Below are 26005 nucleotides of genomic sequence, written 5' to 3' on the forward strand. Positions count from 1 at the left end.
TCAGACCCGGGCGCGGGCCTGGTCGCGCAGCCGCACCATCTCCGGCCAGCCCTCGCCCGCGGGAACGAGCGGCTCGCCGACTCGGAGCGTGATGCGCCCCGGGTGCTGCAGGTGCCAGCCCGGACCGAGGATGCGCCGCGTGCCCTCGATGTGGATGGGCACCACCGGGCGTCCGGTCTCCACCGCGGCCTTGAAGGCTCCCAGCCGGAAGGGGAGCAGGGCGGGCCCGCAGGAGCGAGTGCCCTCGGGGAAGATGAGCAGCGAGGTGCCTCGCCGGAGCACCTCGGTGACATGCGCGGCCCCCGCGACACCTCGGCTCGTGTCGAAGCGATCCACCGTCAGGTGTCCGGCCCGGCGTACCGCCGCGCCCACCAGCGGCCACGTGCGGACCTCCTGCTTCGCCACCGCGCGGAAGTCCACGGGCAGGCCCGCGAGCATGGCCACCGAGTCCACATAGCTCACATGGTTGGCCACCAGGACCCACGGCCCCGGTCCTCGCAGATGCTCGAGTCCCTCGACACGCACCGGGCACCCGGCGGCCCACATCGCCCCGTGGGACAACCGGCGTACCAGCCGCTCCGTTGGCGGCCCTGAGCGAACGAACATCAGCCCCACCCCCAGCGCCAGCATCGTGAGCAGGATCAGCACGGACAGGTACACGGTGTAGAGCGCGGAGCCCACGGCGCCGGCCATCCGGCCTCCTCGTGCCCGGAGATGGGAGCCGGCCAGCCGCGCGTACTGGGTGAGCACCGCACGCCGGCCTCGCGAGATCGCACCGCGCACATAGGCCTCCCGGGTGGCACTGCGGCGGATCTTCCCGCTGGACGTCTTTCGCACCGCCCCAGGAGGCGCCAGCTCCACGACGTCGGGGGGCAGGCCCAGCACCGCGGTCACCCGGTCGATGATGGCCGAGCGCAGCCGCTCTCGTGCCTCCGGGTCGTGCTCGCGCGTCTCCGCCACCACCACGAGCCGCTCGGTCCCGAGCTCTTCGCTGGGCACCCCGAACGCCGCCACGCAGCCCTTGCGGATGCCGGGAATGTCTCCCACCACCTCCTCGAGCTCGGTGGGGTACAGGTTGCGGCCCGCCTTGATGATGAGATCCTTGCGCCTTCCCGTGACGTACAGCTCCCCCTCGGCCAGGTAGCCGAGGTCCCCCGAGTCCATCCATCCCCCGTGCATCACGGCCCGGGTGGCCTCGGGAGCGTGGAAGTAGCCCGGTGTCACCGAGGGCCCTCGGAACTGGATCCGTCCCTCCACGCGCTCCCCCAGCGTGTGGTCCGCGTCGTCCACGATGCGCACCTCGTAGTCCGGGAGCGGCCGGCCACAGGCGACGAAGCGCAGCGGGGTTCCGCCGTCACGCGCGAGCCGGGCCTCGCGGTGGCGCGTGAAGTGCTCGCGGTCGATGGCCTCGATTCGCGGCGGCCTTCCCACGGGAGGGAAGGTGAGGGCGACGGCCACCTCCGCCAGGCCGTAGGCCGGGAACATCGTGCCGGGATGGAAGCCGTGGGGTGCGAAGCGCCGGGTGAAGCGCTCGACGGTGTCGGGACTCACCGCCTCGGAGCCGTTGAGGGCCACCCGCCACGAGTCCAGCTCCAACCCCTCCAGCTCCGCGTCCTCCACCTTCCGCACGCACAGATCGTAGGCGAAGTTGGGCGCGGCGGAGAGCGTGCCCCGGTGGTGGTGCACGGCGCGCAGCCAGCGCGAGGGCCGCGACAGGAAGGCCTGGGGCGACAGGAGCGCGAGCGGAATCCCGTAGTAGAGCGGCATCAGCCAGGCGCCGATGAGGCCCATGTCGTGGTACAGCGGCAACCAGCTCACCGCGACGTCCTCGGGGTGGATGCGGAGCGCCTGGCCGATGGCCCGGATGTTGGCGAGCAGGTGCGCGTGGGTGAGCAGCACGCCCTTGGGCTCGCCGGTGCTTCCGGAGGTGTATTGGATGAGCCCGGCGTCCGAGTCCTCCAGGCGCACGGGTAGGGTGCCCGCGTCCTTCCCGTCCAGCTCGGCGGGGGTGACGGTGCGCCGCAGGGAGGGCACCCGGGCCTTCAGGAGCGTGCCCACCCGTCTCGCCTCGTCGAAGGTGACGAGCACGCGCGCCCCGGCGTTGCGGAGGATGCCGACCTGCCGCTCGACGTACTCCTCGAGCCGGTCCATCCGGAAGGGCGGGTAGAGGGGCACGGGGATGCCTCCGGCGAGCAGCACGCCCAGGAAGCTCGGGAAGAAGGCGGGCTCGGTGCGCAGCAGGAGGCCCACGGTGTCCCCGTGCCGGAGTCCCTCGTGGACGAGGGCCGACGCCATGGCCCGGGCCGACGCCCACAGCTCACCGTAATGCAGAATCCGCTCCGAGCCGTCCTCCTGGCGCAGGAAGAGGTGGGGGCGCTCCGGGTGGTGTTCCGCATGCCAACGCAGGACGTCCGTCAGCAGACGGGCCGAGTCCGGTGCGGCCACGCCGGGAGCCAGCGGCACCCGAGGTGCGGAGCCCTTCTCTTCCGAGAGGGCGGGGCCCGCCGCCGCGACGGCCCGGGCCAGGTCGCGCGGGGTGGACGCGCTGGCGACGGTTGCATCCGGCAGCACCACGCCGAAGCGCTGCCCCAGCCGAAGCAATAATTCCACCCGCTCCAGGCTGCCCAGTCCGAGCTCATGGTCCAGCGCGTCGTCGAGGCCGGGTGCCTCCCCGGCGCTCGGCAGACCCAGCTCGGCCACGAGGGCCCCCACGACGTCGAGCACGGCGCGCTCGAGCGTCTCCGGGCGAGCAGGGGAGCCTCCTTGGAGCATGGGCCAGCCTCCAATCAGCTCAAGTTAGGGTCTGCCCGGTGCTGGCACATCCCCCTGGGCCTCGGGCCGCTCGGCGACGGGCCCGGGAGGTGGCATCGGCTCAGGCGGAGGCCCCACCTCCCGCGTCTCCGGGGGGCGGCCGCCGCCTCACGCTCACCTGTCCGCGCGCTGCATCACGTAGATCATCCGCCAGGCCTCCGGATGATCGAGCGGCATGTCCGAAGAGAAGTCGCCGTAGATGCGGACGTCGCCGAACCTTCCGGTGCGCTGGATGGCCTCGTCGATGGCCTGCCGCTTCCAGGCCCGCAGCGTCAACTGCTCCACGAAGGACGTGGGGCGGCCGGCGATGTTCGCGTTCAGCTCCACCGTGTAGGTCCGGATCCGGTGCTGGGCATCCAGGGGGTCGCCCGGCCTCCCGAAGTGGATGTCGACGGTCGTCTGCCCGCGCCGGGTGCTCCAATGCCGGGGGGGCTCGCCCTGCGGATGCTTCTCGTCATCCGCCGGGTGGGCCACCTCCATGACGTAGATGCCGCCCGGCGTGAGGCTTCGGGCGACACACTCCAGGTGGCGCACCATGAGCGCCTCCGTCAGGAGGTGGCCGGCCGAGTTGACCATCAGCAGGGCCAGGTCGAACCGGCGAGGCAGCTCGAACGCGGTCATGTCCGCCGTCACCACCTCGAGCCGGACTCCTTCGGCTGCGGCCTGTGCACGGGCGTAGTCGGACATCACGGGGGACATGTCCAGCGCCCACGCCTCCGCGCCCCGGCGTGCCAGCTCTCGAGCATGCTGCGCGGGCCCGGCCCCCAGCTCCAACACACTCGCCGGCCCCGGACGGCCCGTCACGCGCCTGTACCAGTCTGTCAGGACATCCACCTCGCTGGCGATGTCCCGGTAGGAAAACGCGATGTCGTACAGCTCAGCTCGTTCGTAGAGTCCCAAGATGTCGCCCGTCCCGATATCCAGCCATATCTACTAGCCCCGATCCCCTCAGCGGTCAGGAATATATGGAGCCGGTGAAGAGGGGACAGGGGACCGGGATGCGCCTCCGCCGCAGGGAGGCCAGGCGTGCTCGTTTCAGGTCAAATGAGGGGGGCGCGGCTGATGTGAGCCATCAGACCCTTCCGTTGAGTCAGGGGACTTCGCGTCACGGGGGGCTTCTTCCTGCAACTGGGCCTGGGAGCGGGGCTGGTTGTCCTGCTCGAAGAGCGAGCGCAGCTCCTCCCGGGCCTGCTGCGCCGTCTGAACGAGCTGCTCCTCGTCCATGTACACCGCGTACTGCTTGGAGAGCAGCTCCTCGTCGTGGACGCGGAAGCGCTCCACGATGGCCCTGGCCCGCGCCTCGTCGATGCCGAGGCCCTCGAGGACGTGCGCGGCCATGTCCAGGCTGGAGAGCAGTGTTTCGCGGTTGAGCACCTTCACCCCCGCGTCCAGCAGCCGGTAGGCATGCGCGCGGTTGCGCGCCCGGGCGTAGATGGGCAGGTCCGGGAAGTTGTGGCGTACGAGCTCCGCCGTTCGCACCGAGGTGTCCGGATCGTCGATGGCCAGCACGAAGAGCTTCGCCCGGTCCGCGCCCGCGGAACGCAGCAGCTCCACGCGCGAGGCGTCCCCGTAATAAATCTTGTTGCCATACCGGCGCAGGAAGTCGACCTGCTGGGGGCTCACCTCCAGCGCGGTGAAGCCGATGTCCAGCATGTTGAGCACGCGCCCGATGATCTGCCCGTACCGGCCGAACCCGGCGATGAGCACCGGCTGTTGCTCGGCATCCTCTATCCGGTCGTACTCCACGGGCACGGCCCGCTGGAGCAGACGGTTGATCACCGCGTCGTGCAGCGCCAGCAGCAGCGGTGTGACGGCCATGGACAGGGACACCACCACCACGAGCAACTCGGAGAGTCCCCGGTCCATTACCCCGGCGGAGGCGGCGACGCCGAACAGCACGAAGGCGAACTCGCCTCCCTGGGCGAGCGCCAGTGCCATGATGCGCCGCCCCTGCAGCATCAGCCCCATGGGCCTGCCGAGCCAGAAGAGGACACCGGCCTTGAGCACCATCAGACCCAGCACGCACCCAATGATGACCAGCGGCCGTTGGACGACGAGCCGCAGGTTCATGGACATGCCCACCGCGATGAAGAAGAGCCCCAGCAGCAGGCCCTTGAAGGGCTCGATGTCCGCTTCCAGCTCGTGACGGTACTCGGAGTCCGCCAGCAGCACGCCCGCGAGGAACGCGCCGAGCGCCGGGGAGATGCCGGCGAACTCCATCAGGAGCGCGGCGCCCACCACCACCAGGAGCGTGGTGGCGGTGAAGATCTCCTGCATCCGCGTGGAGGCGATGAGCCGGAAGACGGGGCGCACCAGGTAACGCCCGCCCACCACCACCGCGACGAGCACCGCCGCCACCTTGAGGATGGGCAGGAGCAGACCCTGGCCCGTGCTGCCGGTGGCCTCCTGCTGGCCCGAGAGCAGGGGGATGAGCGCGAGCAGGGGAATGACGGCGAGATCCTGGAACAGGAGGATGGCGAAGCTCTCGCGGCCGTGGCGGGCGGTGAGTTGCTGGCGCTCGCCGAGCAATTGCAGGGCGATGGCCGTCGAGGACAGCGACAGTCCGAGTCCGGCGATGATGGCGGTCTTCACGGGAAGGCCGAGCAGCACGCCCACACCAGCGAGCAGGATGCCGGTCAGCAGCACCTGCGCCAGGCCGAGCCCGAAGACGGAGCGTCGCAGGGCCCACAGCCGGGCGGGTTGCAGCTCCAGGCCGACGATGAAGAGGAACAGGACGATGCCGAACTCGGAGAAGTGGAGGATGTCCTCGGGGTCCCGGATGAGTCCCAGGCCGGAGGGGCCGATGATGGCGCCCGCGGCCAGATAGCCGAGGATGGCGCCGAGCCCCAACCGCTTGAAGAGGGGGACGGAGATGACCGCCGCGATGAGGAAGACGGCGACTTCGTTGAGGATGCTCATCGGTGTGGGGACTCCCGGGCCGCGAGCCTCGGGTCTATGAGGCTCCGGGGGGCCGCCGCAAGCCCCTGGTGGCTCCTCCGATCACGGGAGGTAATTCGGAGACTTCTCCCCCGTCCGCTGGATGCCACGAGGCGGCTCCTTGGCCGAGAGCTGGCGCTGGATGAATTCGATCAGCGGGCGGAAGGCCACGGAGGAGATGACCGTCTCGAAGTCCGGCGCGGAGAGCTTCTTCACCATCTGCTTCGCGCCATGACCCGACCTGGGCTTGGGCAGGAGTTTCTGGAGCGCCGCCCGGGGACCCAGCGCGGCCCGGGCGACGTCGAGCTCCGAGACCTTCTTGCCAGTGGCCCGCTCCAGCAGCGCGCGGTCGGAGACGAAGACCGCCTCGACTTCGGGTTGTGCGAGCACGATGAGCCACATGTGCCTGGGTGCACTTGTGGCGAAGAGGTAATCGAGGTTGGTCCGCTGCTCCTCCGTGAGATCGTCATCGATGGTGTCCGCATCCACGATGAGCGCCGTTGGTATCCGCCTGTTGGTGAGCAGTGAGCACGCGCCTGACCACGCATACAGCTTGCTGTCCGCCGCGCGGACGCAGATTTCACGAGCACTCTTGCCGAAGCGTCTAGCCAGAAGTGATTCGATCAGCTCCTTGTCGAATTCGTTCTCCGTCACGACATAGGCTCTCATGCGCTCTTCTCCAAGAAGTCATGCAGGCCGAGACCCTGCTCGACACTGCGCCTGTACTTCCTCTGCAGTCCTGTTCGGAACGCCCGGTGCTTCAGGGCGTGAGCGACTTCCTTGCCCGTCCACAGGAGGATCGTCTGAGGGGCGACGAATTTGATGAGGGTGGTGGCCGCGGAAGAGAACCCTCCGCGGCTGAAGATCAGCCCAACGGAGCTCGAGGGCCTGCGGAGCAACTGGTTGCGCATCTTGGCAAGGGGTTCGGTGCCTATCGCCTTGGAGGTGTCCTTGGCCTCCACGATGCAGGCAAGCCCGTCCATGAAGACGGCACCATCGATCTGCTCCATCTCTCCACCGGGTTCCGAGAGGGAGAGCGTGATGCTGTAGGGCCACGTCACCACGGCGCCCTCGAGCTCGAAGGCTCGGAGTATCAGGTACTCGAATGCCTTCCCGGGCTCCCAGTTCTGCACCCGTCCCTGGACGAGCCGATCGTGAAAGGCCCTCAGCCGTGCCCACCCCATGGTCCTGATCCGGGACTTGTATTCTTCTTCGCTCCCCATCCTCGCCCTCCCACCGGTCGCTCCGCGACGTCAACTGCCGCCACCCTACCTCAGCCGTCTGACATGCTCAACCCATGGGGTCATGTGGCCGGGTCGACTCGACAGGTGACCCGGTTGGGGCTCCAGCACCCTTGAAATGCGGCGGTCATCTGCCGCAGGCTGTCCGCCGTTCCTTCCTCGACAGGACCCACCCGCGATGCTGCCCGTACTCCTGGCCGTGCTGCTCACCCAGGCCCCGACCGCCCACCCCCGCCAACAGGGGGTTCCCATCGGGCAGGGCAAGACGCTGCCCACCGTGCGCCTCTCCGCTCCCGCTGGCGGCTGGACGGTGGACCGGATGCTGCTCGTGGAGGGCACCATCAGCGACACCTCCATCGACCCGGTGGTCATCTCCATCAACGGCGACCGCTACCTGATGCGCACCTTCAGCGGGCGCTTCAAGCGCAAGTTCCCCGCCGCCAGTGGCAAGAACGTCGTCACCGTCATGGCCACCAACCAGGCGGGCACCGCTCGCGCCCAGGCCACCAGCTACGCGCAGATTCCTCCCGTCCCGCTCAAGGCCATCCTTACCAGCGACACCCAGGGCGTCTACACCGACCTCCACATCTACGAGCCCACCCAGGACAGCGTCTCCCCGGCCAAGGAGGGCTCGGGCGGGGGCTCGGGCCAGGTGCTCGACCTGAAGAAGATGGCCCACGTCTACTGGGCCAACACCGAGAGCCCCAGCGGCGGCACCTTCTTCCTCAACGAGCAGGGCGGCGACTTCGACGACCCCGCCTATGGCCCCTACCTCTATGTCCACCGCGCTCCTCCCAAGGGCGTCTACCTGATCGCCACCAACTACTGGCCCAGCGGCGACAAGGCCCATACCGTGGCCACCCTCAACGTCGTCCTCTACGAGGGCACCCCTCAGGAGGTGCGCCGCATGGTGCGCATCCCGCTCGCCACCCCCGGCACCACGCGCGTGCTCGCCTGGGTCAACGTGCTCGGTGACGGCAAGGCCGAGCTGTATGTGCCCTCGCAGGACCCAACCCCCAAGTCGCCCTCGTGGCCCGGCAACCTGGACGAGGCCGTCAAGTCGCTCTCCAGCGGCAGCCTGGACTCGGACTACTGAGCCGCCCGGTACGCCATGCGCGTCCTGCTCCTGCTCCTCTCACTCCAGGCGGCGTCGCCCGCTCCCGCCGAGTCCCTCGAGACGCTGCTGCGTCGCGAGATCGCCCAGGCCGCGCTCGCCCAGGTGCGCCGGATGGATCCGGCCTGGCACCCGGACCAGCGCGACTGTGCGGGCCTCGTGCGCTTCGTCTTCCGCGGCGCGTACCGGCGCTTCCGGCCCGAGCGGCTCGCCACTCCCCTGTGGCTCGATGACCGGGGCCGCCCCGCAGACTTCGCCGATGCCGAGACGCTGCTGGCGCACAGCTTCGTCCCGCTCGGCCGTGATGAGGCCTCGCGCGAGTCGTTGCGCACCGGCGACCTGGTGGCCTTCCGCCAGGATCGGGACTCGGGCCCTGTCTTTCACCTGATGCTCGTGGTGCGCCCCGAGGACAAGGCGCATGCCCCCACGCGCGTCGTCTACCACCCGGGCGACAAGGGGGCCGCGGTGCGCACCGGCGTCCTCCAGTCGCTCGTCACCGACGCCCCTCTCGAGTGGCGCCCGGTGCCCCAGAACACCGCCTTCCTCGGCTTCTTCCGTTTCAAGGAGTGGATGTGATGAACCCTCCCTCGTCTCCGCCGGACGCGCCTCCGCCGTCCGCACCGCCTCCCCGGGGCGGACCTCCCCGGGCCGTCCTCATTGGTGCTGGCGCCGCCGTGCTCGTCGCGGTGGCCGCGGGCGCCTTCCTTCTCGGACGTGGCAGCTCCCCCGGTCCCTCGGGCCCGGGCGCGAGTGCTCCCTCCGGTGCCTCCAGCGGCACGGCCTCCAACCAGGGCTCGATCCTCCAGGCCCTGCCTCCCGTACCCGACAAGCCCCAGCAGATGGAGGTGCCCACCGAGCCGGTGCGCCCGGCCGTCTGGGCGGATGTGTATGCGCCGGGCAAGGTGCGCGAGGCGCTCGCCGGCAACGCGTGGGTGAAGGACCAGCTCCAGAAGCCGCTCGGCAAGGGCTTCGTGGGCGGGTGGGCCGCGTTCCTGGACACCCGTGGCGAGGAGATCGGCGCCAACTTCAAGGGCGCCGTGTTCGACGTGATGGCCGGGCAGCTCCTGGCCGCGCCGTTCCGCATGGTGTGGTTCTCCGGTGACACCCGTACGGGCACCCCCGCCATCATCGTCCCCGAGCCGGGCAATGCCGCCATGGCCGCCTTCGACTCGATGAACGCCGTGGTCCGCCGCAATGAGATGGTGGCCCAGTCCTGCCCGGGCGGGCAGGGTGATGATGAGGTTCCCTCGGAGGGCTTCAAGCTGGAGCGCTGGCTGGTGGCCGAGCAGGCGCTGTGGGCCGCGCGCACCAGTGACCGGATGGTGTTCGGCCGGCACCCGGCGGTGGTGCTCCAGGGCCTGTGCGAGCCCCACCTGGACCTCGAGCCGCCCCAGGGCGTGGACGTGGAGCTGGGCTTCGCTCCCGAGCCGCTCGGCCGCGAGGCGCAGTTGCTCACGCACGTGATGGGCGTGGCCAATGGCATCCGGCTGCAGTTCGCCGTCGAGGGCAACCGGCTGGTGGGCCGAGGCATCTCCGGCCCTGTGGCGGACGAGCCCCGGATGGACAGTGCGCCGATCTCGGACGAGCTGCTCAAGCTCATTCCCGAGGAGACGCCGGTGCTGCTCGCGCTCCAGCTCAAGCTGCCCGAGCAGCTCGATGCCAACACCCTCAAGGCCTACTGGTCCGGCAAGCGCTTCTCGGGCGCGGTGCGCACGCGGCAGGTGGCGATGGTGTGGACGCCCCGGGGCAATCCGGAGCTGCCCACCGAGGTGGCCCTGTTGTGGGGCCGGCCCGAGGACGCCGCGGCGCTCGGCCAGCTCTTCTCCGGGCCCAACAAGATGGTGACCGCCACGCTGTGCGGACACCACGTGCTGGCCTCCACTCCGGACGTGCTCGCGCGGCTGCGCAAGGCGTGCGAGGGCAAGGGGCCCAACCTGCTCAACGCCGCGGGCCCGGTGGTGCAGGGGCTGCGCGCGCCGGGCTCGGTGTCCTTCGGCGTCAACACCGGGCGGCTGCTCGGCATGCTGATGGCGGACGGGTACTGGTCGCAGGTGACGCAGTCGGATTCGAAGAAGCCGCAGCCGCGCGCGGCTCCGCCGGAGATCGAGGCGGCGCGGCGTGACTTGGAGACGCTGCCCTTCATCGGCCTGCGCGGCACGGTGGATGGCAACAAGTTGGTTCCGGGAGGGTTCGGGTCATGAGGTTCTTCGCTCGCATCGCGGCGCTGGCCGCGCTGGTGTGCGCTGGCGTGGCGGCGGCCAAGCCGCTCTACATCACCGTTCCGCGTGCCTACGGCAGCAACGAGCCGGTGGCCGTGGACGTGTCCTTCGAGAGCAAGGGGCCCGTCGAGCTGCGGGTGCTCAAGCCCGCGGACGTCGACGCCTTCATCCGCGCGCAGGGGGACATCCGGCGCGCCTACCAGACGCCGCCCGTCACGGCGAACCCCGGCAACGCGCTCAGCCGCGGTCTCAACGCCGCGCACGCTCCGGGCAGCTTCCTGCTGTTCGCCCTCAACGAGGAGTTCCGCAAGGCCGTGGCGCCGGGGCTGCCCGCGCGTCCGCCGCCTCCTCCGGGCCGCCCGCTGGCCCGCGTGTCCGAGGGCGCGGAGAAGCTCGTGGGTGTGCCTCCGGGCTTCTCCGTGGTTCGCAGCCAGTGGCTGAACCTGGACCTCGGTGGCTCTGATCGCGAGTTCAGCGTCCCGGGCTTCGACACCTCGTTCTACGGCAGCAGCTACGAGGAGCGCCGCGTGACGCTCGCGCCGCTGCCCGCAGGCACGTACATCCTCCAGCTCGTCCAGGGCCGCGTGGAGGGGCAGGTGGTGCTCGTCGTCACCGACCTCACCGTGCAACTCAAGCAGACGGATGGACAGGTGCTGGTGCGCGTGGCGGGGAGGGATCAGAAGCCTCGCGCGGGCGCCCAGGTCCAGGTGTACCTGCCCACGGGCAAGGGGCCCGCGGGCACCACGGACGACAAGGGCGAGGTGACGCTGGCCGTCCAGGAGCCGCGCCTCATCGCCACGGCCTCGTCGGGCGGGGACACCGCCATCGTGGACACGGATTTCTACTCGTCGCTCGCGGTGGCGCCGGACGTGTTCATCTACAGCGACCGGCCCATCTACAAGCCCGGGGACGAGGTGAAGTTCCGCGGCGTGGTGCGCCAGCCGGACAGCTTCCTCGCGCGTCTCTTCACGCCGCGGAAGCGGGACGTGACGGTGAAGCTCGTCTCGGCCGAGGGCCGTGAGGTCCAGACGCGCTCGAAGGTGGACGAGTTCGGCAGCTTCAACGGCACCATGGCCGTGCCGGCGGACCTGGGCACCGGCGTGCTGCGCGTGACGGCCGAGCTGGACACGCAGCCGCACCAGGGCGAGGCGCGCGTGCAGGACTACGTGAAGCCGACCTTCTACCTGGAGCTGCAGCCGGAGAAGGAGACGGTGGTGCCGGGCGAGACGGTGCGGGCCACGGTGAGGGCACGGCGCTACGCGGGCGGAGTGCCTCCAGGGGCGAAGTACGAGGTGTTCCTCTACCGCACGCTGCTGGACGCGCCGGCCTGGGTGGATGACTCGGGCATGGGCGGGCAGGGGAGCGCGGTGACGTACGGGAGCGCCTCCACCACGGAGGGCAAGCTGAGCGTCCCCGAGCGCCTGTTCTCCACGGTGGCCGAGCGCGGTGCCGAGGAGGATCCCTGGGCGAGCGCCGCGACCTTCGATGCCGAGGGCAATGCGCAGATCGAAATCCCCGTGCCCGCGCTCAAGCCGGGCGAGGATCGCCTCCCGTACCGCTACACGCTCACCGTGCGTGCTCGCGACGACCAGCAGACGTTCGCCAACGCGAGCGCCGCCTTCTTCCTGTCCAAGGTGGAGGTGCTGGGGTCCACGCGCTACTCGGCGGCGGTGGTGAAGAAGGGCTCCGAGGCCACGCTGGGCATCCGCGCCACCACGCTGGGCGGCAAGCCCTACGGCGCCACGCCGGGCGAGGTGGAGTTCGTGCTGCGCAAGGCCGATGGCAGTGAGAAGAGCCTGAGCAAGAAGAGCTTCACCACGGCGGCGGATGGCTCGTATCGCGAGAAGGTGCCCACCTCGGACGTGGGTGCGGTGGTGGCTCGCGTCACGGTGAAGGACAAGGGCGGTGAGGCCTGGAAGGGCGAGGATCAGATGCTCGTCATCGGCGAGGCCGACGAGCCGGTGGCGCAGGTGCCCAACCTGACGCTGGCGTCGCTGTCGGGCACGCTGGAGCCGGGCGATACGGCGCAGCTCGTGGCGCTCCTGCCGGATGGCTGGGGCCCGGGTGGCTCGGACAAGGGTCCGGTGTGGGTGACGCTCACGGGCTCGGGGGTGTACGGCACGCAGCTCGTGGAGCTGAAGGGCCGCACGCTGGTGCACTCCTTCGACGTGGAGAAGCGCTTCGGCAGCGCGGTGTATGCCTCGGTGGCGTACCCGACGGCCTCGGGCCGCTGGGAGGAGCGCACGGTGGGCTTCCGCATCATCCCCGCCGAGCGCACCCTCTCCGTGTCGCTGCAGCCCCGGCGCGCCGAGGCCACGCCCCTCACCGAGCAGGTCATCGACGTCCGGGTGACGGACCACGAGGGCCAGGGAGTGGTGGCTCAGCTCTCGGTGGGCGTGGTGGACAAGGCCGTCTACGCCATCCAGAACGAATTCCGCCCGAAGGTGCTCGACTTCTTCTACCCGGTGGGCCGCAACAACGTGGCCACCTTCTTCTCCGCCGAGTTCCAGGGCTACGGCTATGGCGAGGCGCTCGCGCGGAAGATGGCGGGGCTGCCGGACCATGCCTTCGCCTCCATCAAGCCGCCCACGCGGCAGGCGAAGGACCTGGACCGGGACACGGCGTACTGGAGCCCCACGGTCGTCACGGATCGCGACGGGCGGGCCACGGTGCGCTTCAAGCTGCCGTCCAACCAGACGCTGTGGGTGGTGACGGGCGTGGCGGCGGACACCTCGGGCCGCTTCGGCGAGTCCACGGCCGAGTTCGCCACGCGCGGTGGGCTCAACCTGTACGCCGCGCTGCCGCAGTTCCTCCGCCAGGGAGACGAGGCGCTCGCGTCGGTGCGCCTGTCGGCGGGTGAAGCGTCCAAGGGCAGTCAGGTGCTGGACGTGCGGCTCGCGGCGGCGGGAGTGCTCGAGTCCGCCGAGGAGAAGCAGAAGGTGGAGCTGGCCAAGGGCGGCGAGAAGGTGCTGCCCATCACCCTGAAGGCGAACGGCTCGGGCACGGCCGAACTGGCGGTGGAGGTGACGGGCGGGAAGGAGCCGCTGCGCGACAGGCGCGCGTTGGCAGTGCGGCCCGCGGCGCTGGAGGAGCCGGTGAAGGTGTCGCAGTGGGGCGGCGGCGAGCTGTCCCTGCCCGCGGCCCCGAGCGCCACGGTCTCGGAGGTGGAGCTGGTGCTGCAGCCGTCGCTGGTGGACGCGGCGCTCTCCAACGTGCGCGAGCTGCTCACCTATCCGTACGGGTGCGTGGAGCAGCTCGTGTCCACCACGGTGCCCAACGTGGCGCTGTACCAGACGCTGAAGAAGGCGGGCTCGCTGGAGTCGCTCGACACGGACAGCCAGGCGCTGCTCGCCGAGGCCCGTAGCCGCGCGGTGCAGGGCACGGCCCGCATCCTGGAGGCCTCCGTTCGCGGCGGCGGCTTCACCTGGTTCAGCGGCTACAGCGAGGCGGATCTGCCCATGACGCTCATCGCGCTCGACGGGCTGGCGTACGCGGTGGAGGCGGGGCTCGTGGACCGCAATGATCCGCGCATCACCGAGGGCATGCGCTGGCTGGAGGCCCAGGAGGGGCTGCCCTTCGAGTGGGACGCCACGCGGGCCTGGGTGCTGGCTCGGCTGGACGGAGAGCGGCAGGCGGCCCGGGTGCGCGCGCTGGTGCAGGCCGCGCAGCCGGGAGACCTGTACCCGCTCGCGCTGTCGGTGCTGGCGGCGGAGAAGGCGGGCGTGATGAAGGAGCCCGAGCTCAAGGGGCGCATCGACGAGCTGGTGGCGGCGAGCAACCAGGGCTTCGTCTCGCTGGCGAGCATGCCCGCGCCGAGCGAGGCCCTGTGGCGCTACCCGCTGCGCCGGGTGGGCCTCACCGCCATCCTGGGTCACGCGGCGTCCTTCGGGAAGATGGACGTGGACAAGGCGCGCCGGCGGCTGCTGGAGGCGCTGACGGAGCCGGAGCTGTCCACGTTCGACCGGAGCACGGCGCTGCTGCACTCGATGTGGCTCATCGAGCGCGACGCGAAGGAGTTCCGCAAGCTGGCCCCGCCCGAGGTGAAGGGGGCGAAGGGCAAGGTGCGCTTCACGCCGCGAGGCATGGGGCTGGTGGCGACGCTCGAGCCCGGGACTCGCTCGGTGGACGTGGCGGGCTTCGAGGGCGTGGCGACCCTGCGGGCCTCGGCGGCCACGCCGCTGGCGGATGTGAAGCCCGTGGCCGAGGGCATGAGCCTCGAGCGCGCGTACTACGTGCTGCGCGAGGGCGGCAAGGTGCGGCTCAACCCGGGTGACAGCCTCAGCCAGGGCGAGCAGGTGTACGTGGAGCTGACGCTCAACGCGCACGGCGACAACCACAACCGCTCGGCGTACTACGTGGTGGAGGACGCGGTGCCGGCGGGCTTCGTGCCGCTGGTGGAGGACAAGGAGTTCCGCGGCGCTCCGCACTCACTGCCGCTGGCGCCCGAGGCCCTCAAGCGGCGCTCGCTCAACCCCGAGCGCGCCACGTTCTTCTTCGAGGAGCCGACGTGGTGGAGCGACAGTCCGCGCACGGTGGGCTACGTGATGCGGGCGCAGTTCGCGGGCACCTTCTCCGCGCCGCCGGCCTTCATCGAGGACATGTACGTGACGAGCATCCGTGGGCGCACGGGCTCGGACGTGCTGAAGGTGACGCCGTCCAAGCGCGCCGCGGGCGACGTCAGCCAGAGCGAGTGGTGAGGACGTGATGGGGTGGGCCGCCGTGACGGTCGCCTTGCTGGCGGCCACCCCTGTCTTCCTCACGAGGGGAGACGTGACGCCCGAGGCCGAGCTGCGTTCCGAGGCCGAGGCCGCGTGGAAGGCGCTCGAGGCGCGCTACGTGACCGAGGCCGGGGGCGAGCCGGGCCGGGCACCGGGCACCATTGCTCTACAACGGGGCGAGGCGATGTTGCCCTCGCGCAACGGGCAGGGACGGCCCGGCGTGGTGGAGCTACGGCAGGGGACGCCCGGAGTGCTGGATGCGCGGTTGCGCGTGGCGCTCCGGCACGAGCTGGCGCATCAGCTCCTGTGGTGGGCCTGTCCGGCGTCGGCGGAGGATCGGCTGTTCCACGAGGCCTTCGCGCTGGCGGTGAGCGGCGAGCTGTCCGAGTGGCGGGAGGCGCCCTACCAGTCGTTGTCGAGCGCCTCGGCGGAGCTGGCGCACAACCCTGACGTGGACACGCCGCGAGCACGCAGGGCGCTGGCGCGCGTGCTGAACGAGGACGCGGGATTTCCGAAGGCCCTGACGCGCCGGTTGAGGCAGTGCCAGGACGGGGCACGCTGGACGGTGCCGCTGTCCGTGGACGAGCTGGCCGGAGTGGCGGTGCAGGCAGCGGCCAGCGCCACGGTGGTGCTCAGCCGCCACTCGGGCGAGGTGCTGCTTGCCGAGGGAGACATCCGGACGGCGATGCCCTACGGCTCGACGCTGAAGCCCTTCGTGGTGGCCGGGAGCACCTCGCCTCCGCCGGTGCTCTCTCCGCGAGCGGATGTGGCGGAGTGGGCCTGTGGCGAGCGGCTGCCCGGGAAGGTGGACGTGAGGACGGCACTACTGCGCTCGTGCAACGGGTACTTCCTGGACTGGGAGGGGCAGGGGCGCGCGCCGAAGTCCTTTGGCCCCTGGGGCGCGGTGCTGTCCGCGGTGGGCCTGTCCAGTGAGCCCCTCGACATGGCAGACGCCATCGGGCTGCGCTCGACGCTGCGCCTCTCTCCGTGGGGGCTGGCCCAGGCGTACCGGCTGCTGGCCGAGGCGAGGCCGGACCTGATGGCGGTGCTGGCCGACAACGCCGCGCGGGGGACGCTGTCCGAGCTGCCCGCGTCGAAGGCCTATGCGGGCGTGGCGACGAAGACGGGCACGGTGAGGGATGCGGACAGCCGGCCGAGGCTCGGGTGGATCGTCGCGGTGGATGATGACCTGGTGGCGGTGGTGGCGAGGCCGGGGAAGATGCCGCGCGCCTTCGCGGACGAGGTGCCCGAGGTGCTGGCGAAGGTCCGCAAGAAGCGCAGCGGGCTGGATGCCGCGAAGGTGCAGGTGCTGGGGCTGGTGCCGCCGGGAGCCGTCGAGGCGCAGTGCCGGGGCTCGGGCTTCACGTTGGAGGACGGCTCGCCACGCGCCATCCCCGAGGGCTTCTCGAAGCTGGAGCCGCTCGTGTCGAAAGGCGCGGCGGTATGCCTCGGAAGCCCCTGGCGGGTGCGCTTCCCGGACGTGCCGGCGGGCCGCGATTACGCCGGCATCTTCACGTGGCTTCCTCCACCGCCCTACAAGCCGCCCCCGGGAGTCCCCACCAGCCCGAATGCGCTCAAGGCGAGGAGGGGCTCGGACTTCGTCTTCCGCACCACGCGCCTGCAATACACGGCGGGGGTGGTGGCGGCGGAGGACGCGGCGTTGAAGGGAGAGGCGATGGTGGCCCTGGCGCGCGTGGTGGCGCACAACGAGCGGCACGCGGACAGCCGCCACCCGGGCCGGCCTGTCTGCGACACGACACATTGCCAGGCCTTCCAGGGGACCGTGCGCATCCAGCCCGAGGAGGAGCGGGCGCTCCAGTTGCCTCCGCTCCGCTGGCGCGAGTGGCTGCCGTTCTCACAGGGAGGCCAGGAGCCCTGGCGTGAGACGCGCCCGCGCGACCAGGTGGAGTCCCTGCTGGGTACTGGCGTGACGGCGGTGCGTTTCGCGGACGGACGCGTGCACTACCTGCACACGAAGCGCGAGGGCGGCGCCGTGTTCGACGTCACCGAGTCCCAACCCTGTGAGGTGTTGCGCTCGGCGCTGAAGCTCCCGGCCTGTCCGCGTACCGCCGCCTTCGCTGACCGGGAGGTGGTCTTCGAGGGACGAGGCCAGGGCCACGGTGAGGGCCTCGACGTCGAAGCGGCGAAGACGAGCGGCCTGGCTTCCGAGCGCATCCTCGAGCGGGCCTACGGATCCACCGCGGTCCCCCGGTAGGCCCGGGGTGGACGGCTCGCGGGCCGTCTACCCGTGAAGGGTGGGCTTGTACGTGCCGGGCCGAGACTCGCTGGCCTGCCGGATGACCTGCTCGAACTCGTCCCGGCCGGTGAACGTGTGGATGCCGCCCAGCTTCAAGCTGGCCAGGGACACCCCCATCAGCACCACCTTCGAGCCGAACAACACGCTGAGCGAGTTGATCTTCGGCCCGAGCGGCACGGCGCGCTCCGTCATGATGGTGCGCGCTTCGGTCGCGTAGAGCTCCATCTCCTCCCAGTCATGGAAGATGTCCACCTTCGATGGCGAGGAGGAGAGGATGCCCTCGATGCTCACCATCGCGAGGTGGGCCAGATGGGCGTCGTACATCGACCCCTTGAAGCGCGTCACGATGACGTGCGGGGCGGGCTGCCACAGCCGCAGCTCCCCGTTCGGGGTGGTCCAGGTCCTGGTTCCATTCACGACCGAGTGAGCGAGCATGCGGGGCGAGTTATGGCAGCCGGCGATGGGAAGCAAGCGACGGCTCGCCGGACTGTGATGTACGCAAGGGTAGGGGTCAGACGAGCAATCATATGCTACCGGTGCCTCTCGGGCGCTACTCCCAGTCAAGGAAGAGGTTGTCTCGTGGCTGGGCGAGGGACCGGGCGGACTGGCGAGCGGAGGAATCCGCCCGGGCCTCCACCGTATCGAGCACGCGCAGCACCCGGGTTCCCGAGTCATCGAGGTTTTCGCGTGAGACGCCATGAGCCTCCAGCGCGGAGAACAGGGCGGGCAGATCTCCCGCGTGGCGGATGCCCCGAGCGCAGGCGCCTCCCGGACGGGCGCGAAGGATGACGCTGCTGAAGTCGCTGCCGAGCACGACGCTCTCCGGGCCCGCCTGCCGTGCGTAGTGCACCCAGTGGGCGATGTCGTCGTCGCAGGTCCCCGGTTGGAAGCCCTCCCAGCGCTCGGCCTGGGGGACCTCCTGGAACGGGGAGCGGAAGAGGCCGATGCCGATCAGCCCTCCGCTGGCGGCGATCCGTTGGGCGAGGGGCGTGCTCAGGCAACGAGTCCCGGCCCACCCCGCGCCGGTGTGCGAATAGAGGATCGGCACTCCGGCGGGTTCGGTGATGGCGAGCACATCCGAGATCGTCTGGTCACTGGCGTGGGCCACGTCGATCAGGATGCCGAGCTGGATCATCCGACGGACCGCCGTCGCTCCGAGGGGCGTCAGGCCTCCCGCCCGTCCGTTGGTGAGTCCTCCCACCACCGGCCCGAACTGATCATCGGCCGCGTCCGCCAGGGAGTTGTCGAAGAAGTGGACGAGGGTGATGGACCTCGCGCCCGCTGCATGGAGCAGATCCACGTCCTCCACGCGCCGGATGCCCTCGCCACCCTCGACGGCGGGGACCAGCACGAGCTGCCCTCGCGCGAGCTCCTTCCGGGCCTCCTCGGCACTGCGCGCCAGCACGAAGTCGGGATTCTTCCGGGCGAAGGCCTCGAGTTCCGCCAGTTGATGCAGGGCCTCGCCGAGCGCGCTCCGGCCGGGACGGGTGGCGGGAGGTGGCCACACCGTTGCGAGGATCAGCCGGACTCCCGCCCGCCGCAGCGCCGCCGCGTCCACCTGGTTGACGAAGCGCTCCGCGTGCGAGCCCGCCAGCACGCCATCCCCGGGCTCGCCCTGGAAGAGGGGGCCGAGCGCCGCGCGCATGGTCACATGCATGTGGAGATCGGCCCGGACCACCTGTGGGTCCACCGCCGAGACCCTCTCCTCCACGGGTGGCGGCAGGACGGCGCAACCCAGACTTCCCATCAACGCCAGTGAACAGACCCACGTGCCTCGGACGGCCATCGCATCACCCCGGCTCCGGAGCATGCCGGAGCGCCGGGGGGATTGTCGCTCAGACGTCGAGCGCGGGGGCGTAGCGCTCCTCGGGGACGTACTTCCACCGGCCCAGCACCAGCGCCAGCCCCAGGGCCGTCAGCGCCGTGGCCACGAGCCACAAGTAGTGCACGGCCCAGTGGCCGCCGTACGCGCCGAAGAGGACGGCCCGGAGCGCCTTCATCAGATGCGTGAACGGGAGCAGTGGGTGGAGTGCCTGGAAGAAGGGATGGGACAGCTCGATGGGGAAGGCGCCGCCGGCCGAGGAGATCTGCAGGATGAGCAGCAGCACGGCGGCTCCCTTGCCCGCGTCCCCGAGGTTGCGCACCAGCAGCATCACGAGCGAGAGGAATGTGAGGGAGCCCGTCGCCGCGAGCAGCACGAAGAGCACGGGATGGGGCAGGGGGACGCCCAGGCCGAAGTGCACGCCCAGGGTCATCACCAGCGACTGGCCGAGCACGATGGCGGCGGGCACTCCGGCCTTGCCCAGCAGCCGCGCGAAGCGTGCGCAGGTGGAAGAGGAAGGACGTCATCACCGCGCCCACCCACAGCGACAGCGCCACGAAGTAGGGCGTGAAGGCGGTGCCGTTGTTGGCCACGGGATCGGCCGCCTCGGTCACAGGCTCGACGGAGGCCGCGAGCCCCTGCGCATCTCCCTCCAGCGCCGGCACCTGGGCGGGGATCTTCATGTAGAGCGTGTCGAGCCCCTCGGCGATCCGGGTGCTGCCGTCCTCGAGCTGGCCCAGCCCGGCCGCGAGCTTGCGTGAGCCGCCCTGGAGCTGGCCGATGCCCTCGGAGAGCAGCTCGGTCTTCTGGGCCACCGTGGAGGCGCCCGTGGCCAGCGTGTCGAGCGTGGCCGTGTCCGGCACCTTCTGGGCCATGGTGCGGATGCCCGCGCCGAGCTGCTGCATGCCGCCCGTGAGCCGCGACACGCCGTCGTTCACCTGGGTCGCGCCCGACGCGAGCCGCTGGCTGCCATCGCTCGCCTTCGCCAGTCCGTCGTGGAGCTGCCCCATGCCGCCCTGGAGCCGGCCCGCGCCCTCGGCGATGCGGCCCCCGACGAAGGGCACCTTCGCCGCTCCGTCCTTCAACTGGCCCGTGCCCTCGGTCAGCTTCACCGCGCCCTGCTCGAGCTGCCCGAGCCCTCGCGCCAGCTCGGCGTTCTTCTCCGCCAGCGTGGCCGTGCCGTCGGCGAGCCGCCGCAGATCCTCGTCCGCGGGCAGCCGCTCGTTCATGGTGCGGATGCCATCGCCCAGCTTCGCCATGCCCTCGGTGAGGCGGGCCGTGCCGCCCGCGACCTGTCCGGCTCCCTGGGCGAGCCGCTCGGATCCATCCGCCGCCCGGCTCAGGCCCCCGGAGAGTTGCTCCGCTCCCGAGCTCGCCTTCTCGAGGCCCTCGTCCAGCCGGTGCGCTCCGTCGCGCAGCTGCTGCACGCCCTCGCGCAGCCGCGAGAGATCCTCCGAGGCGCTGGAGACCTTCGTCAGCACCCGATCCCACCGCTTCGTGTTGAGGCTCTCGTTGATCTGATGCGCCAGCTCGACGCTGAAGCGCTTGGCGATGCCCGAGGCCATGTACTGGTTGCCCTCGGAGTAGTAGACGACGAGCTTGCCCGCCTGAGCGTGCTTGCCGACCACGGCGTGCTCGCTGAAGTCCTCGGGGATGATGACCGCGAAGGAGAGCTGGCCCTCGCGGACCGCGTCGCGGGCCTCCTCCGCGTTGGAGTAGTGGATGTAGCGGAACGAGTGCTTCTGCTCGAGCGTGTCCACCACCGAGTCACCCAGGTGCACGGGCGTGCCCTGGTACGTGGCGCCGCGATCCTGGTTCACCAGGGCCACGGGCAGGTGGTCCGCGCGGCCGTAGGGATCCCACACGCTGGAGAGGTACGTGACGGCGTAGAGCGTCGGGATGACCAGCACGCCGAGCGTCGACAGCACCAGCGCGCGCCGGCCGCGGAACAGGCCCAGCTCCATGGACAAGACCCGCCGGAGCTGCCCGAGCAGGTTGCGAAGGTTCTTCATGGGAATGCACCCCTGTGTGATTCGAGAGGAAGGAGGGAAGGGAGGCCGCTACCGCCGCGGCGCGGGGATGCGCTTGCGCGGGGGTGGAGGCGGGAGACCCTGGGACTCGGCCCGAGCCACCAGCGCCTCGAGGGTCCACATGAACTGCTCGACGTCGAAGCGGCCCGGATCCATGACCGACTGCATGGCGCAGCCCTGGATGAAGCTCACCGCCACCGCGGCGAGCCCCTCGGCGGTGACGCCCGGGAATCGCTCGGGTGCCGAGGCCAGGAGCTCCTCGGCCAGCGGCCGGAAGGCATCGCGGTAGCGCTGGAGTGCCTCACGGATCTTCCCGCGCATCTCCTGGTGCCGCGTCCCCATCACCCAGTAGTCGAAGAAGAGCTCCACGAAGTCGCGCTCCTCGGGCAGGTGGGCGATGCGCTGGCGCACGAGCTCGAGGAACCGGTCGCGCGGCGCCCCCTCGGGGAGCTGCACCTCGCGCACACGGGCGACGAGCGCCTCGATCAGCCAGTCGAGCAGGGCCACCAGCAGGGCGTCCTTGGACGCGAAGTGGAAGAAGACGAGCCCGCTGCTCAGTCTGGCCTCCGCCGCCACGCGCCGCACCGTCACGCCCTCGAGCCGCTCCTTCGCCGCCACCTTCAACGTGGCCGCGAGGATCTGCTCCCGGCGCTGCTCCTCCGACGCTTTCCTGCCTGGCATGGCGGCCTCCCCATTGACCATCGGGTCAATGACGCACTGCAGGATATTGACCGGCGGGTCAATGTCAAGAGGGGCCCGGACGAGTGCGCCTTCATCGAGGCACTGAGAATGTCCCGCGCCCGCTGTAGGGTTCACGCCCCATGAGCCTTCCTGACGCGACTGCCTGGACGCTCCCCTGGAGGGGGCTGGGCCTGAGCAGCAACCTCGACGCGGCGGATCAGCCGCACCCCTACCGGTTGCTCGCCGAGTCCCCCGGCCTCTTTGACTTCGTGGAGTACAGCGCGCCGCTGTCGCTCGACGAGACGCGCGAGTCCGCCTCGCTCTTCCCCCGCATGTGGGAGCGCCGTGAGGAGGTGCCGGTGCTCTTCCACCCCGTGCACCTCAACCTCTACGGCCCCGAGCTGGAGCCCGTGAAGGCGCTCGAGGACCTGGACGCGCACGCTCGCGCGGTGGGCAGTGCGTGGGTGGGCAATGACATCGGCTGGTGGCACTCGGGAGGGCAGCCGTTCCCGGGCTACCTCTACTTCACGCCCCCCTTCACCGAGGCCGGTGTCCGGGACTGCGTGGCGCACGCGCTCCACGTCCAATCGCACCTGTCCGTGCCGCTCGCGCTGGAGAACCCCGCCGCCTTCGCGAAGCGGGGCGAGCTGCACGTGCTCGACTTCATGGCCCGGGTGCAGGAGCGCACCGGCCTGCCGCTGCTGCTCGATCTGGGGCACCTGCTCAGCTACCAGCTCGCCGCCGGGCTACCGCTGGAGGCGGGGCTCGACGGCTTCCCGTTGGACAAGATCATCGAGATCCACATCGCTGGTGGCGTCATCACCCGGCGGGGCGGGCGTGGGTACTACGTGGACGATCACACCCAGCCCGTGCGCGAGGAGCTCTTCGGCCTGCTGGAGTCGCTGCTTCCGCGCTGTCCCTCGTTGCGCGCGGTCACCTTCGAGGGGGATGGGCACCCGCTGGAGGTGGCCCTCCTCACGCTGCGACGCCTGCGCGAGTGGGTGCCCGCCGCGCCGAGGCCTCCGCTCGCGCTCACTCCGGTGAAGCAGTCCGCGCCGCCTCTCTCCCGCGAGAGCGAGCCATGGGCCCTCTTCGAGACCGGATACGCCGCGAAGCCGGAGCCCGGGGGAGACGTGGACGGAGCCCGGGCGGAGACGGACTTCCGCCTCGCGGTGGTGGCCGAGACGCTCGATCGGGACTGGCCGATCTCCCGGCTGCTGCTCGCGGGCACGCGGGAGGACCTGAGCGTCTTCACGGCCTCACAGGAGTTCCGCGGGCTCTTCGAGGGAGAGGGCCGCTCGCCGGGACATGCCTTCGCGGCCTGGACGCGGCGCCACCTGCGCGAGCATCCGGACGAGGGTGTGGCGGCGGCGGTCTCCTTCGAGACGTTCCTGCCCAACAGCTTCATGATGCGGCCACCCCCCGTGCCCGGGCCGGGGCAGGTGGGGCTGGCCGAGGACGTGCGCGTGGGCACCTTCCCGGTGGATCTCACCGAGCTCGTCTTCGCCGCGAAGTCGCTGCGCCGCCACCTCACGGGGCGGGCCTGGGCGTGCGAGGTGCTGGAGGTGAGTGGCCTGGAGGCGCTCGCGCAGGTGGCGCGGCGTCCGGGCCGGGGTCCGTGGACCTTCGTCGTGCGGCGCAAGAGCCGGAGCCTGGAAGTCCTGACGGTGCCCCCGTCGGTGCTGGAGTTGTTGCGCTCGCTCGCGCGGGGGGCCCGGGCGGTGGAGGAGGTACCCGCGCAGGTGTTGGCCGAGGGCAGGGCGCTCGGACTGCTGCGTCGCGGCTGAGCGGAACGGCCCGGGTCCTGGCCCGCCCGGGCTGGGACTCACGGGCAGGGGCCGCAGTCCTTGCCACAGCTGTTGGGGGTGTCGCCCGTGCCGCACGACTCGGTGTACTGACACTCCCCGTCACCGCACTTGAAGACATCGTTCTTGCTCATGCGCGTGGTGATGGCCGGGTAGGTGATGCCGTTGTAGGTGCATGAGGCGTAGAACTCCTTCGACGCGTCCTTCTTGCAGTATTTGTCGCACCTGAGCCGGACGCGGAGGATGGGAATGCAGGGCTGGCGGTTGTCGTCCTCCTCGTCCGAGCGGGCGCAGGCGCGTGCGGAGCTGTTGTTGTGGTGGAGCATGCGCCCGTCGTTGCCGACATAGAGGCCCTGGCCCGTGAAGAGGTTGCCGAAGAAGCAGGCTTCCTTCTCCGAGAACGTCTCGAGCTCGTCCTTGGTGTAGGGGATGACTTCTCCGCGTCCAGTGCGTCCCAGAACGGAGATGGGCACGCGCACGCCGAACTTGTTGGTATGGGCCGCCAGGCACGCGGAGATGAGTTGCTGCTCGACGAGGGTGGCGGGCGCGCCGTTGGCCCAATCGGGCGCGAGCCCGAGGTTTCCCGTCCAGGTATAGGTGATACCCGTGCCGGGGTGGGTGTAGCTGCGGGTCTGCCCCGCGGGCACGGCGCACTGGATGACGTACCGCATCACCATGTTGCCCAGGGTGGGATTCGTCTGGAACCAGGAGGAGAACTCGGTGGTGGACAGGCCATTGAAGGCAAGGCCATTGAAAGCGAGGCCGTTGAAGGCAAGGCCATTGAAAGCGAGGCCATTGAAGGCGAGGCCATTGAAGGCAAGGCCGTTGGGTGACAGTCCATTGAGCTCGTAGAGCGTCTGCTGCTGGGCGGCGCGTTCCTGGATCTCCTCGGATGGAGACACAGGGGTCTCCTCGGGTGGAGACACCGGGCCGCAGGCGGCCGCGGAGGAGAGCAGGAGAACCGCGCCCAGGAGCGTCAGGGGGAATCGGGCTCCCGGGGTTTCCTTCTCATGGCGAGACATTGTGACCACACACTCTTGCATGACGTGCCCTCTTGGGCGGAGAAGTCATACGGCCGGGGCGCGATGCCCCGTTCCGGAAGCCAGACACGACGGGGGTGAGGTGATTGGCTTTCTTGAAACAAGGTACCGGTTTGCTTGTTTCCTGAGGAGGCAGGTAGATATGGAAATGCTTGGGTTGATGCGTTCCTGACAGGATTTCTGTGCACTGGTGATTGCCGCGGCCTCTCGGGGCCGCCAGGCTCTAGACACCTGTCCTGGAGTCCCATGCCCTCGTGTCAGGGGAGCCCTTACTGGGGCTCACTGGCAGCGGCCGCAATCCACGCCGCAGTTGTCGGGCGTATGGCCGGTGCCGCACGACTCGGTGAGCTGACAGACGTCGTCCCCGCAGGTGTAGATGTCCGCGGGGCGGAGCCGCGTCGTGATGACCGGGTACTCGACGCCGTTGTACGTGCACGACACGTAGAACTTCCGCGAGGCGTCCAGGGTGCAGAACCTCGCGCAGTCGCGCTCGACGCGGACGATCGGCAGACACTCCTGGTTGTCGTCGTTCCGGCGGGAGGAAAGGGCGCAGGCGCGCGTGGTGCTCTCCCGGTTGTTGAGCGGGCGCCCGTCATTGCCGACAAAGACGCCCTCATCCGTGAAGAGGTTGCCGAAGAAGCAGGCCTCCCGCTCCGAGAACCTCTGGAGCTCCTCGGACGTGTAGGGGATGGCCTCTCCCGTGGCGCCCCGGCCCAGCACCGAGATGCGGGTGTGGACGCCGTACTTGTCGGCGTGTGCCGCCAGGCAGGCGGAGACGATCTGCTGCTCGGCCACGGTGGCGGGCGCGCCGTTGGTCCAGTCCGGCGCCAGGCCCAGGTTCCCCTTCCAGGTCCGGGTCATGCCCGTGGAGGCGGACGTGTAGGTGCGAGTCACCCCGGCCGGCACGGCGCAGCGGACGACGTACTTCATCACCTGGTTGTGCAGCTCCGGGTTCTCCTGGAACCAGGTGTCGAACTCGGCGGAGGAGAGGCCCTCGAGCGACAGGCCATTGAGGGACAGTCCGTTGAGCGACAGCCCATTGAGGGACAGGCCGTTGAGGGACAGTCCGTTGGCGCCTCTCAGCTCCTCGGCCAGCTCCCCGGTCTCATCCCCGGCCTCGAGCTCGAACGCACCTTCCGCGGGGCCGCAAGCGCTGCCCACCACCAGCAGGAGCGCGGCGCCCAGATACCCCAGACGAGAAACCTCGATCGAGCCGGTATTCATGTCTTCCTCCCGGAGGCAGGGGTGGCGACCGGGCGCGCAGGGTGTGCGCGGCACCGGGGAGCCTCATGGGCGGGCGGGCGAGGAAGATATGCTCCACCTTCATATT

At 70.3% G+C, this 26005-nt stretch carries 17 protein-coding genes and 1 pseudogene; 6 read left to right on the forward strand and 12 right to left on the reverse strand.

The features are described from left to right. The 5 genes from DAT35_RS00965 to DAT35_RS00985 all read right to left on the reverse strand — a co-directional run bounded on the left by DAT35_RS00965 (nucleotide 1) and on the right by DAT35_RS00985 (nucleotide 6971). A complete protein-coding gene (locus tag DAT35_RS00965; RefSeq protein WP_108064969.1) occupies nucleotides 1-2772 on the reverse strand; it encodes an AMP-binding protein in 2772 nt (923 codons plus the stop codon). A 153-nt stretch (nucleotides 2773-2925) separates the two neighbouring features. Next, nucleotides 2926-3711, reverse strand: a complete 786-nt coding sequence (locus tag DAT35_RS00970) for a class I SAM-dependent methyltransferase (RefSeq protein WP_158501500.1) — start codon at nucleotides 3709-3711, stop codon at nucleotides 2926-2928. 135 nt (nucleotides 3712-3846) lie between these two features. Beyond that, nucleotides 3847-5730 (reverse strand): monovalent cation:proton antiporter-2 (CPA2) family protein, encoded by a 1884-nt coding sequence (locus DAT35_RS00975; RefSeq protein ID WP_108064971.1) that lies wholly within the window; start codon nucleotides 5728-5730, stop codon nucleotides 3847-3849. Between the two features lie 81 nt (nucleotides 5731-5811). Continuing rightward, nucleotides 5812-6417 (reverse strand): hypothetical protein, encoded by a 606-nt coding sequence (locus DAT35_RS00980; protein WP_108064972.1) that lies wholly within the window; start codon nucleotides 6415-6417, stop codon nucleotides 5812-5814. After that, nucleotides 6414-6971, reverse strand: coding sequence for a restriction endonuclease (locus tag DAT35_RS00985; protein ID WP_108064973.1), 558 nt, complete (start codon nucleotides 6969-6971; stop codon nucleotides 6414-6416). Before DAT35_RS00985 ends, DAT35_RS00980 begins: the two co-directional genes overlap by 4 nt. A 196-nt stretch (nucleotides 6972-7167) precedes the next feature. Between DAT35_RS00985 and DAT35_RS00990 the strand changes: the two genes are divergently transcribed. Genes DAT35_RS00990 through DAT35_RS01010 form a run of 5 tightly spaced genes read left to right on the forward strand, consistent with a single transcriptional unit; the run spans nucleotide 7168 to nucleotide 17255 of the window. Continuing rightward, nucleotides 7168-8085, forward strand: a complete 918-nt coding sequence (locus DAT35_RS00990) for a DUF2135 domain-containing protein (protein ID WP_108064974.1) — start codon at nucleotides 7168-7170, stop codon at nucleotides 8083-8085. 15 nt (nucleotides 8086-8100) lie between these two features. Beyond that, the gene (locus tag DAT35_RS00995; protein WP_108064975.1) at nucleotides 8101-8679 is read left to right on the forward strand and encodes a DUF1175 family protein; all 579 of its coding nucleotides are present in this window, start codon (nucleotides 8101-8103) and stop codon (nucleotides 8677-8679) included. Then, nucleotides 8679-10304, forward strand: coding sequence for a hypothetical protein (locus DAT35_RS01000; protein WP_199242765.1), 1626 nt, complete (start codon nucleotides 8679-8681; stop codon nucleotides 10302-10304). The genes DAT35_RS00995 and DAT35_RS01000 overlap by 1 nt, the downstream gene beginning before the upstream one ends. Then, nucleotides 10301-15019, forward strand: coding sequence for an alpha-2-macroglobulin (locus DAT35_RS01005; RefSeq protein WP_108064977.1), 4719 nt, complete (start codon nucleotides 10301-10303; stop codon nucleotides 15017-15019). The genes DAT35_RS01000 and DAT35_RS01005 overlap by 4 nt, the downstream gene beginning before the upstream one ends. A gap of 7 nt (nucleotides 15020-15026) precedes the next feature. After that, complete coding sequence (locus DAT35_RS01010; protein ID WP_108064978.1) at nucleotides 15027-17255, forward strand: SpoIID/LytB domain-containing protein; 2229 nt, start codon at nucleotides 15027-15029, stop codon at nucleotides 17253-17255. Between the two features lie 27 nt (nucleotides 17256-17282). On the opposite strand, the gene DAT35_RS01015 is transcribed toward DAT35_RS01010, so the two are convergent. The 5 genes and pseudogenes from DAT35_RS01015 to DAT35_RS01030 form a co-directional block, all read right to left on the reverse strand. Then, entirely contained in the window at nucleotides 17283-17768 is a 486-nt protein-coding gene (locus tag DAT35_RS01015; protein WP_108064979.1) for a hypothetical protein, read from the reverse strand. A 79-nt stretch (nucleotides 17769-17847) separates the two neighbouring features. Then, complete coding sequence (locus DAT35_RS01020; RefSeq protein WP_158501501.1) at nucleotides 17848-18987, reverse strand: dipeptidase; 1140 nt, start codon at nucleotides 18985-18987, stop codon at nucleotides 17848-17850. A 145-nt stretch (nucleotides 18988-19132) separates the two neighbouring features. Then, entirely contained in the window at nucleotides 19133-19588 is a 456-nt protein-coding gene (locus tag DAT35_RS62285; RefSeq protein WP_369945066.1) for an ABC transporter permease, read from the reverse strand. Between the two features lie 223 nt (nucleotides 19589-19811). Continuing rightward, nucleotides 19812-21131, reverse strand: a pseudogene (locus DAT35_RS62290) (YhgE/Pip family protein); the annotation flags it as partial. Nucleotides 21132-21179: 48 nt separating this feature from the next. Beyond that, nucleotides 21180-21830, reverse strand: a complete 651-nt coding sequence (locus DAT35_RS01030) for a TetR/AcrR family transcriptional regulator (protein ID WP_158501502.1) — start codon at nucleotides 21828-21830, stop codon at nucleotides 21180-21182. Nucleotides 21831-21970: 140 nt separating this feature from the next. On the opposite strand from DAT35_RS01030, the gene DAT35_RS01035 reads away from it, so the two are divergent. Continuing rightward, nucleotides 21971-23617, forward strand: a complete 1647-nt coding sequence (locus tag DAT35_RS01035) for a DUF692 family multinuclear iron-containing protein (protein ID WP_108064983.1) — start codon at nucleotides 21971-21973, stop codon at nucleotides 23615-23617. 38 nt (nucleotides 23618-23655) lie between these two features. On the opposite strand, the gene DAT35_RS01040 is transcribed toward DAT35_RS01035, so the two are convergent. Then, entirely contained in the window at nucleotides 23656-24537 is an 882-nt protein-coding gene (locus tag DAT35_RS01040; protein ID WP_158501503.1) for a hypothetical protein, read from the reverse strand. 417 nt (nucleotides 24538-24954) lie between these two features. Further along, the gene (locus DAT35_RS01045; protein ID WP_108064985.1) at nucleotides 24955-25899 is read right to left on the reverse strand and encodes a hypothetical protein; all 945 of its coding nucleotides are present in this window, start codon (nucleotides 25897-25899) and stop codon (nucleotides 24955-24957) included. Between the last annotated feature and the right edge of the window lie 106 nt (nucleotides 25900-26005).

The organism is Vitiosangium sp. GDMCC 1.1324 (assembly GCF_003044305.1).
Taxonomy (GTDB): Bacteria; Myxococcota; Myxococcia; order Myxococcales; family Myxococcaceae; genus Archangium.